Origin of the sequence: Streptomyces radiopugnans (assembly GCF_900110735.1) — a bacterium.
Lineage (GTDB): Bacteria > Actinomycetota > Actinomycetes > Streptomycetales > Streptomycetaceae > Streptomyces > Streptomyces radiopugnans.
In genome coordinates this window covers 329,419-343,153 of record NZ_FOET01000004.1, presented here as the reverse complement: position 1 = coordinate 343,153, position 13,735 = coordinate 329,419, and the positions used below count along the sequence as shown (strand labels likewise).

The 13,735-nt window shown below is 75.4% G+C and carries 9 protein-coding genes; 7 read left to right on the top strand and 2 right to left on the bottom strand.

Annotation, left to right across the window (positions count from 1 at the left end; all coding sequences use genetic code 11):
* A complete protein-coding gene (locus tag BMY40_RS11765; protein ID WP_093658620.1) occupies window positions 1-1,236 on the bottom strand; it encodes a glycosyltransferase in 1,236 nt (411 codons plus the stop codon).
* A gap of 234 nt (window positions 1,237-1,470) precedes the next feature.
* Between BMY40_RS11765 and BMY40_RS11760 the strand changes: the two genes are divergently transcribed.
* From BMY40_RS11760 to BMY40_RS11740, 5 genes are all read left to right on the top strand, one after another.
* The gene (locus BMY40_RS11760) at window positions 1,471-3,018 is read left to right on the top strand and encodes a hypothetical protein (protein WP_245770022.1); all 1,548 of its coding nucleotides are present in this window, start codon (window positions 1,471-1,473) and stop codon (window positions 3,016-3,018) included.
* Window positions 3,015-4,787, top strand: coding sequence for a hypothetical protein (locus BMY40_RS11755; protein ID WP_093658395.1), 1,773 nt, complete (start codon window positions 3,015-3,017; stop codon window positions 4,785-4,787). Before BMY40_RS11760 ends, BMY40_RS11755 begins: the two co-directional genes overlap by 4 nt.
* Entirely contained in the window at window positions 4,784-6,391 is a 1,608-nt protein-coding gene (locus tag BMY40_RS11750) for a lipopolysaccharide biosynthesis protein (protein WP_245770021.1), read from the top strand. Before BMY40_RS11755 ends, BMY40_RS11750 begins: the two co-directional genes overlap by 4 nt.
* Before the next feature lie 93 nt (window positions 6,392-6,484).
* A complete protein-coding gene (locus BMY40_RS11745) occupies window positions 6,485-8,023 on the top strand; it encodes a fibronectin type III domain-containing protein (RefSeq protein WP_245770020.1) in 1,539 nt (512 codons plus the stop codon).
* Between the two features lie 26 nt (window positions 8,024-8,049).
* Window positions 8,050-8,478, top strand: a complete 429-nt coding sequence (locus BMY40_RS11740) for an FAD synthase family protein (RefSeq protein WP_093658393.1) — start codon at window positions 8,050-8,052, stop codon at window positions 8,476-8,478.
* Between the two features lie 89 nt (window positions 8,479-8,567).
* On the opposite strand, the gene BMY40_RS11735 is transcribed toward BMY40_RS11740, so the two are convergent.
* Window positions 8,568-9,308: a CDP-alcohol phosphatidyltransferase family protein gene (locus BMY40_RS11735; protein WP_093658391.1), complete on the bottom strand. Its 741-nt coding sequence runs from the start codon at window positions 9,306-9,308 to the stop codon at window positions 8,568-8,570.
* A gap of 222 nt (window positions 9,309-9,530) precedes the next feature.
* Between BMY40_RS11735 and BMY40_RS11730 the strand changes: the two genes are divergently transcribed.
* Window positions 9,531-10,697, top strand: coding sequence for an exonuclease SbcCD subunit D (locus BMY40_RS11730; protein ID WP_093658389.1), 1,167 nt, complete (start codon window positions 9,531-9,533; stop codon window positions 10,695-10,697).
* Window positions 10,694-13,732: an AAA family ATPase gene (locus tag BMY40_RS11725; RefSeq protein WP_093658387.1), complete on the top strand. Its 3,039-nt coding sequence runs from the start codon at window positions 10,694-10,696 to the stop codon at window positions 13,730-13,732. The genes BMY40_RS11730 and BMY40_RS11725 overlap by 4 nt, the downstream gene beginning before the upstream one ends.
* The last annotated feature ends 3 nt before the right edge of the window (window positions 13,733-13,735 follow it).

Genomic DNA, 13,735 nt, shown 5'->3' with positions numbered 1-13,735 from the left:
TCAGCCGGCGGCCGACGCCTCCCGCAGCAGGGCGGTGATCCGCTCCAGACCGGCCCGGCGGCTCAGCCGCCGCTCGACGTACTCGCGCCCCCGCGCGCCCAGTTCGGCGCACCGCCCGGGATCCCCGGCCAGCCGGCGGACCGCCCCCAGCAGCGCCTCGGGGTCCTCCGGCGGCACCACCACCCCGGCGCCGGAGCGCTCTACCTCCCGCGCGGTGCCGCTGCCGGCCGCGACGGAGGCGACCACCGGACGCCCGGCCGTGAAGTACGAGGTCAGCTTGGACGGCAGGCTCATGTCCAGCACCGACGCCCGCTGGGTGACGGCCAGTACGTCCGCCGCGGCCAGGATCTCGGGGAACTCCTCCGCGTCCGCGGGCGGGAGGAAGTCCAGCGACTCCACGCCCCTGGCCATCTCCCGCAGATGTCCGCGCCGGTGCCCCTCACCCATCAGCACCACCCGCACCGTGCCGCCCGAGCCCGAGCCCGAGCCCGGGCCGCCGTCCCGGCCGGCCAGGCGGGCGGTCTCCACCAGCACCTCCAGCCCCTGCTTGAGGCCCATGTTCCCCGAGTGCAGCACCACGGTGGCGTCCTCGGGCCAGCCCAGCCGGGCCCGGGTCCGCGCGCGGTCGCCGCCGGGGGCGCGCACATGCGTCCAGTTGGGCACCACCCGCACCCGCTCGCGCGGCACGCCCATGGCCGCCACCCGGTCGGCGAACGACTCGTGCACCACCCCCACCAGCGCCGCCGAGCGCAGTACCCGGCCCTCCACGCCCCCGGCGAACGAGGCGACCCGGCCGCCGCCGCTCATCCCGCTCTGCCCGGCCGCCGCGCCCATCAGATCCTGGACCACCACCGCGTGCGGCGCCCCGGCGCGCCGGGCGATCCGGGCGCCGAGCACACCGCCGGCCAGGCTGGGCATCTGGGAGAGCACCACGTCCGGGCGGACGCGCGGCGGCGCCGCGATGCCGTGCGCCAGGACACTGGCCTCGAACAGCCCCCGGCGCAGCGCCGTCTGACGCCGCGGCACGGTGTGCCGGCGGCGGTGGACGGTGACGCCCTCGCGCACCTCGCGCACCCGCCACCTGCCGCGGTACTCCTCGTGCACGCGCCACGCCGGGTAGTGCGGCATCCCGGCGAGCACATGGGTGTCGGCGCCCAGCGCGGCCAGGTGCTCGGCGATCTGCGCCGAGTACGGTCCGATGCCCGCGTGCTCCGGCGCGTAGTTGGTCGAGACCACGAGCACACAGCGGTCCTTGAACGAGTCCAGCACAGCCGTTCCCCCTTCGAAGACCCGGTCATCGTAGGGGCGTTCGGCCTCGTCCACAGCCAATTCACGACAAAAGCCCGGAAACACGGGAAACCGGAGCAAACCGAGCCCGGCCGAACGCGTCACGGACCCGGCCGAGCACACGACCCCGCACGTACCGCCCCGGACCGGGGCCGGCGCGGAAGGGTAGGAGGAGAGCGGGTCATGCCCGTGAGGGAACAGTCCCCGGCGGTGGAGCGGGCCGAGCCGCGCAGCGTCCCCGCGCTGTGCCTGTGCGCCGTCCTGCTCGTCCTGCTGCTGCCCGCGCTGGTGCTGTACGGACAGGACGTGCGCACCGGCGCCGCGTTCGCGGTGCAGTGCGTGGTGGTGGCCCACACCGGAGGGGCGCTGGCACGGGTGCTGACCGATCCCCTGATACGGGTGGTCGGCTTCGGCTTCTGGCTCTTCTGCTACGTCTGGCTGGGCCTGGCGCCGCTGGCCATGCTGGCGACCGACTCCTACCCGTGGGGCTTCGCCGTCGACGCCGGCACCGCCTTCACCTCGGCGGTCCTGACGGAGACCGGACTGCTCGCCTACAGCGCCGGATCGGCGCTGGCGGGACGGCGGACACCCCGCACCCGCCCCGTGCTCGAACCGCTGCTCACCCGCCGGATCACCCCCGTGCGCACCCTGCTGCTGTGCGGAGCGGCCCTGGCGCTGGCAGCCGTCCTGGTACCGGCCCAGGGCGGCCCGGCGGCGTTTTTCCAGAGCCGCCAGGCCGTCAACGAGGCCGCCGCACAGGGGGATCCGGGCGGGGCCGCGGACCAGGCCCTGGCCGCCTGGAGCCTGTCGGTCCCGGCCTTCTGGGCACTTCTCGCGCTGCTGTACGTGCCCCGCACGCCCGGCGGCGACCGTACCCTGCGCGGAGTGCGGTGGATCCTGCTGCCGGTGCTGGTCGCGGTGAACGCCGTGGTGAACAACCCCGTCAGCCAGCCGCGATTCTGGGCGGGGACGGTGCTGCTGACGCTCGTCTTCGCCGCTCCCGCGCTGCGCCGGCCGCGCGCCTTCCGGGCGGGGGCGGCGGCCGTCACCGCCGCGGTGCTCCTGGTGTTCCCCTACAGCGACTACTTCCGCCACGACAAGCGCGAACCGGTCGAGGTCCTCTCGCTCGCCGAGCAGTTCACCTCCAACGGCGACTACGACGCCTTCCAGCAGATCGCCACCGGTGTCGACCACGTACGGGAGAACGGCCACGAGATCCGGGACGCGCTCGGGCCGCCGCTGTTCTTCGTGCCGCGCGCCGTCTGGCCCGGCAAGCCCGACGACGCGGGCGTCGCCCTGGCCCGGCACGCCGGCTACTCCTTCGAGAACCTCTCCGCGCCGCTGTGGATCGAGAGCTACATGTGGGCCGGCTTCCCGGGGGTGGTCGCGGTCTTCTCCCTGTTCGGTGCCGCGGGACGGCGGATCGACGGCGTACGGCACCGGCTGCGGGAACACGGCGGTACGCTCGCGGCCCTGGCCGTGACCGCGTTCGGCTTCTACCAGATCATCCTGCTGCGCGGCAGTCTGCTGTTCGTGATGGGACCGCTCACCCTGCTGCTCCTGGTGCCCGTGCTGACCACCGGAAGACCGGGCCGGACGGTGCCCGAGCAGCTTCCCGAACCGCATCCCGAGCCGCCTGCGGGTGCGGGGCCGGACACCGGCCCCGCACCCGCGAGCGCCGCGCCCCGCACCGCCGTCTCGACCACCTCCACAGGAGAAGCACGCACGTGAGCGCCTACGACCCGTCCTCGCGGGAGCCCGACCAGCTCCGCGACCAGCTGCGCCGGCTCTTCCGCCACCGCGCCCTCATCGCCTCCGGCCTGCTGCTGGGCGCCGCCTGCGGCGGGGCCGTGTCCACCGCGGGCGGCGCGGACTACACCGCCACCGGCGAGGTCGTCGTACAGGCCATCAGCACCGCGCCGTTCGAGGCCGGCGGGGTCTCGGCCGACAAGCAGATCAGCATGGGCACCGAGCGGCAGATCGCACGGAGCGCCGCGGTGGCCGGACGCGCCGCCGGGGAGCTGGGCGGGGGAGCCGACCCGGCGCAGCTCCAGCGCGGTCTGCGGGTGAGCAACCCTCCCGACACGCAGATCCTGGAGTTCGAGTACACGGCCGACTCGCCGCAGGAGGCGGCCGAACGCGTCAACGCCTTCGTACGCGCCTATCTGGACCACCGCGAGGCCGCCGTCGTCCGGCGCATCGACAACACCGTCGCCGAGCTCAACGAGGAGCTCGAACCCCTGGTGGAGCAGCGCGAGGAGCTGGACGAGAAGATCGCCGGAGCGTCCACCGAGTCGGCCCGGCAGACCGCCGAGTCCGAGCGCGCGAACCTCACCGCCCGCATAGCCGACCTCCAGGGACGTGTCACCGGACTGAAGACCCTGGACACCTCGCCCGGCGACGTGGTGCGCCGGGGCGAGGCGCCCGAGGCGCCCTCCGGCCCCGGAATCGGGGTGCTCGTACCGGTCGGGTCGGTCGCCGGCCTGGCCGGCGGACTGCTCGCCGCCTGGATCCGCTCCCTGCTGGACCCGCGGGCGCGCTCGGCCGGCGAGGTGCGCGCCGCCCTGCGCGCGCCCGTGCTCGGCGCCCTGCCGCGGCGGCGCGACGGCGCGGGGATCCTGGAGGTCGGCCCGTCCCGCGGCGGGGAGCGGGCCGAGGAGTTCCGCACGATCGCCCTGCGCGCGCTGCGCCACCCGCGCCTGGCGGAGCCCGGCGGCCTGCTGGTCGTGTCCGCCCGGGAACACCCCGGGACCCTGCCCGCCGCGGTCAACCTCGCCGCGGCCCTGGCCGAGACCGGCCGCGACGTGCTGCTGGTCGAGGCCGACCCGCGTACGCCGCGCCTGGCGGGGGAGCTCCCGGTGCGCGGCGCCGCCCGTGAGCCCGTGCCGGGCCGCTGGCCGGACGGCGCGCGGGCCACCGTGGACGCCGGCACCGCCGGGTACCTCGGACTCGTCCCCGGGTGCCGGGTGCCCGACGCCGCGCGGGCGCTCAACTCACCGGGCTTCACGAGGCTGCTGACCGGAGCCGCCGAGCGGGGCGAGTACGTCGTGGCCGTCACCGCACCGCTGCTGTCCCACGCGGACGGCACGGCCGTCGCCGGACTGGCGCGCGGGGTGCTGGTGGTCTGCGATCCGGACACCACCCTCAGGGACGATCTGGACCGGGTGCGGGACCTGGTCACCTCCGTCGGCGGGCACGTCCTGGGAGCGGTGCTGTACGAGAGCGGCCGGAGGCGCCGCCGCGGCCCCTCTTCCTCCGTGCCCGTCGAACCCACCGCGCCCGCCGGGGCGGGCGGGATGGGCGGCAGCGGTCCCGGCTCCGGCCGGGGCACCGGAGACGGCCCGGGCTCCGGTGCCGGCTCCGGCACCGGCGGTACGGGTGAGGACACCGTGGCGCTCAAGCGGCTCGAACCGAAGCCGTCCGGCACCCGCCAGGACACCGCCTACGGCTCGTACGGCCGGTACCGCCGCACCGGCGACGGCACCGCCCCGCGCCCGTGACCGGCGCACGGCCCGCCGCGCACGGCGCGCGGGGAAGCGGAGCGCGGGGCAGCGGCGCGGCGGCCGGGGCACGCGCCCGGGGGGTCGCCGCGACCGTGCGCGGCGGATGGTTCGGTTTCGCGGGCTCCGCCGTCAACGCGCTGTTCGGCTTCCTCCTGGTCGCCGTCGTCACCCGAGGGCTCGGCGCGGAAGGGGCCGGCGCGGTCTTCGCGGGCGTCGCCGCGTTCACCATCGTGAGCAACGCCTGCAAGCTGGGCGCCGACACCGCGCTGGTGCGCTTCGTCTCCCGCGACCTGGAACTCACCGGCGGAGCCGGCGTACCCGCGCTGCTGCGCACCGCCGTGCCGCCCGCCCTGGCGGCCGGCACGGCGTGTGCGGCGCTGCTGTTCCTCTCTCCCGCCCTGGCGGTCTGGCTGCTGCCCGGCCTCCCCGCCGGGCAGGCCCTGGCGGTGATGCGGCTGTTCGCGCTCTTCCTGCCGGTGGCGACCGTCTCGCTGGTACTGCTGGGGGCCACCCGCGGGTACGGCTCGGTGGTCCCCTTCGTGGGCGTGGAGCAGATCGGCAAACCCGTGCTGCGGGTGGCGCTCGCCCTGCCCCTGGTCCTGCTCGCGCCGGGCGTGCTCGCGCTGTCCGCGGCCTGGCTGGCCCCCGCCCTGCTGGGAGCGGTGGCGGCCTGGGCCTCGCTGCGCCGCTCCCGCGCGGCGCGGCGTGTCGGGGCAGGCGTGCCGGACGGACCGGGGGAGGGGCGGCTCGTCGGCCCCGGCGAGTTCTGGTCCTTCGCCGGCCCCCGCGCCCTGTCCTCGGTCTTCGACATCGCCGCCGTCTGGATCGGGGTGGTCCTGCTGTCGGCGCTGGGCACCGGCGCCGAGGCCGGGATCTACACGGCCGTCGGCCGCCTGGTGACCGCCGGCACCCTGCTCCAGCTCGCGGTCCGCCTCGCCGTGGCCGCGCAGATCAGCAGACTGCTGGCGGGCGGCCTGAAAGGGGAGGCGGAGCATCTGCACCGGCTGTCGACCCGGTGGATCGTGCTGTTCTCCTGGCCCCTGTTCGCGATGCTCGCGGCCTTCCCCGCCACCGTGCTCTCCCTGTTCGGGCCCGGTTTCGGCCAGGGCGCGGCCGCGCTGGTGGTGCTGTCGGCGGCCTGCGTGGTCAACGTCGGCGTCGGCAACGCGCAGACCGTCGTCCTGATGGCCGGCCGCAGCACCTGGAACCTGGCGACGGCGGGCGCCGGTTTCGCCGTCCAGCTCGGCGCCGGGATCTGGCTCGCCCCGCGGTACGGGGTGACGGGGGCGGCCCTGGCATGGGGGCTGGCGATCGTGGTGGACAACACCGCCTCGGCACTGCTGGTGCGGCGGCTGGGTTTCCGCACCGTCGACCGCGGTTACCTCCACGCCGCGGTCGTGGCCGTGGCCGCCGCCGCACCGCCGGCGTTCGCCGCCCGCGTGCTGTGGGGGGACACCGCGTGGGGTGCGCTGCTGGGTGGCGCTTTCGCCGTCTGCGGGTTCTGCGCGGCCGTGTGGCGCTATCGTGTGCCGCTGGGGGTGGGGGAGTTCTTCCGGGTGCTGCGCAAGGGCAGCGAGGGGAAGTCGCGCCGAGCAAGCTGAACAAGGGGTGGCCGCCGCGTGCGCCGACCGGCGCGGGGCCCTCCCCTCCCCGGCTCGTCCCGTCCGCGCTCATGCGTTTCCAGGGGGGAATCCATGCGCAGAAGAAGACCCGTCAGACTCCTGCTCGCCGCCGCCGTGCTCGGCCTGTCGTCCACGGCCTTGGGGGCCGGGCCGGCCCAGGCCGCGGGTGAGACCACCCTGACCGCCGATCCGCTGGGCACCTGGCAGACCGACGGCATCGTGTGGGCCCTGGCATACGCCAGGGGCGTCGTCTACGCGGGGGGCACCTTCGAACACATCCGCCCGCCGGGCGCGGCCGTCGGCACCGGTGAACTGCGGCGGAAGAACTTCGCCGCCTTCGACGCGGTGACCGGCGAACCCCTGCCGTGCGCACCGGAGTTCACCGGAGGAGTGGAGACGGTACGGGCCTTGAAGGCGTCGCCGGACGGCTCGCTGCTCTACATCGGCGGCTCCTTCGGCAGCGCCGGGGGAGAGGGGCGGTCCAACACCGCCAGCCTGAACACCGAGGACTGCACCATCGGATCCGACTGGAAACCGGTGGTCTCCTCGACCGTCCGGGCCATCGACGTGACCGACGACGCCGTCTACATCGGCGGGCAGTTCACCACCGTCCAGGGGCAGACGCGCGAGCGCGTCGCGGCCCTGGCCCCCGACGGCACCCTGCTGCCCTTCAACGTCACCGTCCGGGGATCGTCGATCTCCAACGACCCCATCCCCGGCATCAACGCCATCACCGTCGCCCCGCACCTGAACAAGGTCATCATCGGCGGCCGGTTCACCTCCATCAACGGCAGCCTCCTGAACAGCGTGCACGGACTGGTCGGCCTGGACGCGACCACCGGGCGGATCGTCAACCACTTCACCGGCTGGATCCCGCGCAAGTCGGCGGTGAAGTCGCTGGTCAACGACGGCACCAACTTCTATCTGGGCGCCGAGGGCACCGGCGGCGGGGTCTTCGACGGCCGCGCGGCCGGCCGGCTCGCGGACGGAGCGATGCTGTGGAAGGACACCTGCCTGGGCGCCACCCAGGCCGTGGTGCCCTACCGGGGAGTGCTCTACAGCGGCTCGCACGCGCACAACTGCGGTGACACACCCGGCGGTTTCCCCGAGCACCGCAACCGCCAGCACCTGCTGGCCCAGTCGATCTCCGACGAGACGATCCTGCCGTGGTTCCCCGACACCAACGACGGCATCGGCGAGCAGATCGGCCCGCGCGCCATGGTCATGGCCGACGGAATCCTGTGGACGGGCGGGGAGTTCACCACCGTCAACGAGAAACCGCAGCAGGGGCTGACCCGCTTCGCGGCCGAACCCGACACCGGGGCGCCCCAGGTGCCGCTGATGAGCGGCGCCACCGGCGCCAGGGGGAAGATCGAACTCAGCTGGAAGGCGTCCTGGGACCGGGACGACGGCGTCCTGACCTACCGGCTCTACCGGGACGGTGTCTTCCTGACCTCCATCGAGCAGGACTCCCGCTACTGGGACCGGCCCATGATGGGCTACACCGACACCGTGGAGCCCGGCGCGACGCACCGCTACTCGCTGGAGGTCACCGACGGCACCAACCTCTCGGGGCGCAACGGCCCCGTGTACGTGACAGCCGGCAGCTGACCCGACCGCACGCCGAGGAGGAGCGGATGACGCACCGAGTGGGCTACGCGCCCGGGGTGTACGACTTATTCCACGTCGGGCACCTGAACATCCTGCGGCACGCCAGGAGCCGCTGCGACTACCTGGTGGCCGGGGTGGTGTCCGACGAGATGGCCCGGCAGGCCAAGGGCAGGTCGCCGGTCGTGCCGCTCACCGAGCGGCTGGAGATCGTACGCAGCATCCGCTTCGTGGACGCGGCGTTCGTGGAGACGGTGCCCGACAAGCTGGAGACCTGGCGGCAGGTGCGCTTCGACGTCATCTTCAAGGGCGACGACTGGCGGGGCACCGAGAAAGGGGAGAAGCTGGAGCGCGACTTCGCCGGGGTCGGGGTCGAGGTCGTGTACTTCCCCTACACCGTCCACACCTCCAGCACCCTGCTGCGGCGGGCGCTCGACGGGCTGGTCGAGTCGGCCTGAGCCGGCCGGGCTACCCACCATCGTTCTCCACGCGGCCCTTTCGCCGCCCCGGCCCCGTGCGCCGGGGCGGCGAAAGGGCGAGCGGCCGGTCAGCGGGCGGGGGCGGACAGCTCGCGGTACCACTTCGCCAGGAACGCCGGCAGGAACAGCAGATGGGCGGCCAGCAGCGCGCAGTACAGCACCAGGAACACCTCGCGGCTGCCCAGGAAGAGGAAGACCGCGCACAGCAGCCCGTAGTCCAACGGCAGCAGGGCCACCGAGCGGAGCGCGGAGGGCGCGGTCGGCGGCGCGGCGGCCGCGCCGCCGACCGCGCCCTCCGCGGCCCTGGCGTTCCGCTTCAGCTGCTCGGTGAGGACGCCCCCGAAGAAGACCGTCACGGCGGCGAACTGGAAGGCCAGGGGGATGAGCAGGTACACCGGGTCGGAGAAGCCGAAGTGGCGGTGGAAGGAGACCAGCACCGCCATGTGGAGCGCCAGCATCTTCGCGCAGTCCACCACGTGGTCCAGCCACTCCCCGGCAGCACTGCCCCGCCGCGTCAGCCGGGCGAGCTGCCCGTCGGCCGAGTCCAGCGCGAAACCGGTCACCAGGGCGGCGAACACTCCCAGCGCCAGGGTGTGCGAGGGCGGCAGCAGGGCGATCAGCGCCACCCCCGTGAACGTGAGAACCGCGCTGACGGCCGTTACCTGGTTGGGCGACATCCGCACCCCGTAGGCCGCGGCGGCCAGTAATCGGCCGGCCGGCCGGTTGACGTACCGCGAGTACAGCGACACCCCCTTGGCCGACTTCTGCGCCGCCGCCAACTCCCCCACCGCGTAACGGAACCGGCTCATTCTCTCTCCCCCCACTCGGACTCCCCCGCTCGAAGCACCGAGCGCCGGGGAGCACATCATGGCAGGCGGCCCCCGGCCGCCCGGGCCGCCGGGCTCCCCGATCCGCCCGGTCCGCCCGGTCCGGCCGTATGCGGCGCTCCGCCGAACGGATCATGCGAGAATCCGGAGGGCGGCCGACGGGGGCTGAGGAGAGGGACAGACGTTGCGGGGCGGAGCCGGATCTTGAGACTGCTGCACACCTCCGACTGGCACCTGGGCCGGAGTTTCCACCGGGTGAGCCTCCTGTCCGCCCAGGAGGCCTTCGTCGACCACCTGGTGGAGGTGGCGCGCGCCGAGCGCGTCGACGCCGTACTCGTCGCCGGGGACGTCTACGACCGGGCGGTGCCCCCGCTGGCCGCCGTCGAACTCTTCGACGACACCCTGCACCGCCTGGCGGACCTCGGCGTGCCGACCGTCATGATCTCCGGCAACCACGACTCGGCCCGCCGGCTGGGGGTGGCCGCCGGGCTCATCGAGCGGGCGGGCGTCCATCTGCGTACCGACCCCGCCGGCTGCGCCACCCCCGTCCTCCTGCCCGACGCCTACGGCGAGGTGGCGTTCTACGGGCTGCCCTACCTCGAGCCGGCCCTGGTCAAGGACCACTTCGGGGTGGAGCGGGCCGGGCACGCGGCGGTGCTGGGCGCCGCCATGGACCGGGTGCGCGCCGACCTGGCCGCCCGCCCCGCCGGGACCCGCTCGGTCGTCCTCGCCCACGCCTTCGTCACCGGGGGCCGGCCCTCCGACAGCGAGCGGGACATCACCGTCGGCGGCGTCGCCTCCGTCCCGGCCGGTGTCTTCGAGGGCGTGGACTACGTGGCGCTGGGCCATCTCCACGGCTGCCAGACGCCGGCCGAGCGGATCCGCTACTCCGGATCGCCGCTGGCCTACTCCTTCTCCGAGACCCACCACCGCAAGTCGATGTGGCTGGTCGACCTCGGACCGGCCGGGCAGGTGGCGGCCGAGCGGATCGACTGCCCCGTGCCGCGCCCACTGGCCCGCGTCCGCGGGACACTGGAGGAACTGCTCGCCGACCCCGCCCTGGAGCGCCACGAACAGGCCTGGGTCGAGGCCACCCTCACCGACCCCGTCCGCCCGCGCGAGCCGATGGCCCGGCTCGCCGCCCGCTTCCCCCACGTCCTCACCCTCGTCTTCGAGCCCGAGCGCGCGGAGGGGGACCCCTTCGCCTCCTACGGGCGCCGGCTGCGCGACCGCACCGACCAGGAGATCGCCGAGGACTTCGTCGCCCACGTACGCGGCGGAGCGGGCCCGGACGGGGGCGAACGGGCCCTGCTGGGCGCCGCTCTGGACGCCGTACGCGCCGAGGCGGCCCGCACGGAGGCGCCCCGATGAGACTGCACCGGCTCGCCGTCACCGCCTTCGGGCCCTTCGGCGGCACCCAGGAGGTGGACTTCGACGAGCTGTCCTCCGCCGGGCTGTTCCTGCTGCACGGGCCCACCGGCGCGGGCAAGACCTCCGTGCTGGACGCCGTCTGCTACGCCCTGTACGGCGGGGTGCCCGGCGCCCGCCAGGCATCCGGCCCCGCCAGGCTGCGCAGCGACCACGCCGACCCCGGCACCCGTACCGAGGTGGTCCTGGACCTGACCGTCGGCGGACGGCGGCTCGAGGTCACCCGGCAGCCCGAGCAGCGGCGCCCCAAGAAGCGCGGCACCGGCACGACCACCGACAAGGCCCAGTCCTGGCTGCGCGAGTACGACGCCGCGACCGGCACCTGGAAGGCGCTCAGCCGCTCCCACCAGGAGATCGGCGAGGAGCTGGCCCAACTGCTGGGCATGAGCCGCGAGCAGTTCTGCCAGGTGGTGCTGCTGCCGCAGGGCGACTTCGCGCGCTTCCTGCGGGCCGGCGCGGAGGAGCGCGCGAGACTGCTGGGCCGTCTCTTCGACACCCGCCGCTTCGCCGCCGTCGAGCAGCACCTGGCCGAGCTGCGCACCGCCGCGCAGCGCCGGGTGCGCGACGGCGACGAGCGGCTGCTCGCCCTGGCCCACCGCATGTGGCAGGCGGCCGGGGGCGCCGGCGAGCCGGACGGCGATCCCTTCGCCGGTCTCTCGCCCGGCGACATCGGCCTGACCGACGCCGTACTCGGCTGGGCCGCGCCCGCCCGCGCCCTGGCACGCGAACGGCTGGACGCCGCGGCCTCGGCCCTGCGCCTGGCCGAGCGGGCCCACACAGACGCCCGGCGGCGGCTGGAGGAGGCGCGCGAGCTGGAGCGGCGCCGCAGGCGGTACGCACAGGCCCGGCGGCGCGCCCAGGAGCTGGCCGCGCGGGAGGATGAGCACCGCGCCGACCGCGCCCGGCTGGAGCGGGCCCGCGCCGCCGACACCGTCGCCCCCGCCCTCGCCCTGCGCGAGGAGGCCGAGCGGGAGGGCCGCGACGCCGCGTACGCCGAGGAGCGGGCCCGCGCCGAACTGCCCGGCGAGGCGGCCCAGGCCCCCGCCGAGCGCCTCGCGGACCTGGAACGCGCCGCCCGCCGGGAGCTGGGCGCACTGGAGGCCGCCCGGCGCGCCGAGGAGCGCGTCGCCCGCCTCAGCGCCGAACTCGCCCTGCTGGAGAGGGAGTCGGGCTCGGACGAGGAACTGCTGCGCGAGGTGGAGGACTGGCTGGAGGGCTGGGAGGCCACCCGCGCCGCCCACCAGCGGAACGTGGACGCCGCCGCGGAGGCCGCGCCCCGCGCCGAGCAGCTCGCCCGGCGGCTGGACGGCCTGCGGCGCACCCTGGACGCCGCGCGCCGACGCGACACCCTGGCCGCCGAGCGGACCGCGGCCGGCGAGGGGCTGTCGGCCGCCCTTGACCGGGCCCTGGCCGCCAAGGAGCACTGGCTGGATGTCAAGGAGCGGCGGCTGCGCGGCATCGCGGCCGAACTCGCCGCCGGGCTGGAGGAGGGCGCGCCGTGCACGGTGTGCGGCTCCCGCGAGCACCCCGACCCGGCCCGCCCCGGGACCGGGCACGTCGACCGGCGCGCCGAGGAGAGCGCTCTGGCCGACTACCAGCGGGCGGAGGACCTGAGGCGGCGGGCCGAACAGCGGCTGGACTCCATACGCGACCAGTTGGCCGCGGCGGCCGAGGAGGCGGGCGAGACGCCCGCTGCCGAACTCGCCGAGCGGATCGCCGCACTGGAGGACGACCACGGCGCCGCCCGCCGGGCGGCGGCCGCCGCACAGGACGCCCGGGCCGCCCTGGAGCGCGCCGTCCGCGAGCACGACGCCCGCCTCGCCGCCCGGCGGGAGGCCGAGCGGCGGGTGGCCTCCCGTCTCTCCCGGCGCGAGGCGCTGCTGGGCGAGCGGGCGGAGCTGGAGGAGCAGGTGGCCCGCGCCCGGGGCGAGGCCCCCTCCGTCGCCCACCGGGCGGCCGAACTGGAGCGTCTGGCACGGCGGCTGGCCGGTGCCGCCGAGGCCGCGTCCGCCGCCGAGGCCGCCGCGCTGCGGCTGAAGGAGGCCGACGCCCGGCTCGCGGACGCCGTCTGGCGGGCCGGGTTCGACACCCCGCAGGCCGCCGCCGACGCCCGGCTCGCCGGCGACGAGCAGCGTCTGCTGCAACGCCGCATGGACGACCGTCAGGCCGAGGAGGCGGCCGTCGCGGCCGAACTGGCCGCCCCCGAACTCGCCGGCTTCGAACCGGCCGACGCGGAGTCGGCCGGAGCCGAGCCGGCCGGCGCGGCAGGGGCCGAGGCCGCGCTGGCGTCGGCCGTGGCGCGGCTGAACGCCGCCTCCGCCGCCCACGCCGAGGCCCGCACCCGCTGCGAGCAGCTCGACCGGCTCTCCGCCCGCGCCCTGGCCGACGCCCGGGAACTCGCCCCGCTGCGCGAGGAGTACGACCGCGTCGCCCGGCTGGCGGCCCTCACCGCCGGTACGTCGGCGGAGAACGAGCACAGGATGCGCCTGGAGTCCTACGTGCTGGCCGCCCGCCTGGAGCAGGTCGCCGCCGCGGCCAGCGCCCGCCTGGCGCACATGTCCGCGGGCCGCTACACCCTCGTCCACTCCGACGCGCGGGCCTCCGGCCGCGGCCGTTCCGGGCTCGGCCTGCACGTGATCGACGCCTGGACGGGCAACGAGCGCGACACCGCCACCCTCTCCGGCGGCGAGTCCTTCTTCGCCTCCCTCGCCCTCGCCCTCGGCCTGGCCGACGTCGTCTGCGAGGAGGCGGGCGGACTGCGTCTGGACACGCTCTTCATCGACGAGGGGTTCGGCAGCCTGGACGACCAGACCCTCGACGAGGTGCTGGACGTCCTGGACTCCCTGCGCGAACGCGACCGCAGTGTCGGCATCGTCAGTCACGTCGCCGATCTGCGCCGGCGCATCCCGGCGCAGCTGGAGGTGGTCAAGACCCGGACCGGTTCCGCCGTACGCCACCGGGTGCCGAAAACCGGGTGACGG

What these genes read in the sequence shown, in the direction of transcription:
- BMY40_RS11760 (WP_245770022.1), top strand. Translation starts at nt 1,471, where the DNA reads ATGCCCGTGAGGGAACAGTCCCCGGCGGTGGAGCGGGCCGAGCCGCGC.
- BMY40_RS11745 (WP_245770020.1), top strand. Translation starts at nt 6,485, where the DNA reads ATGCGCAGAAGAAGACCCGTCAGACTCCTGCTCGCCGCCGCCGTGCTC.
- BMY40_RS11740 (WP_093658393.1), top strand. Translation starts at nt 8,050, where the DNA reads ATGACGCACCGAGTGGGCTACGCGCCCGGGGTGTACGACTTATTCCAC.
- BMY40_RS11735 (WP_093658391.1), bottom strand. Translation starts at nt 9,308, where the DNA reads ATGAGCCGGTTCCGTTACGCGGTGGGGGAGTTGGCGGCGGCGCAGAAG.
- BMY40_RS11725 (WP_093658387.1), top strand. Translation starts at nt 10,694, where the DNA reads ATGAGACTGCACCGGCTCGCCGTCACCGCCTTCGGGCCCTTCGGCGGC.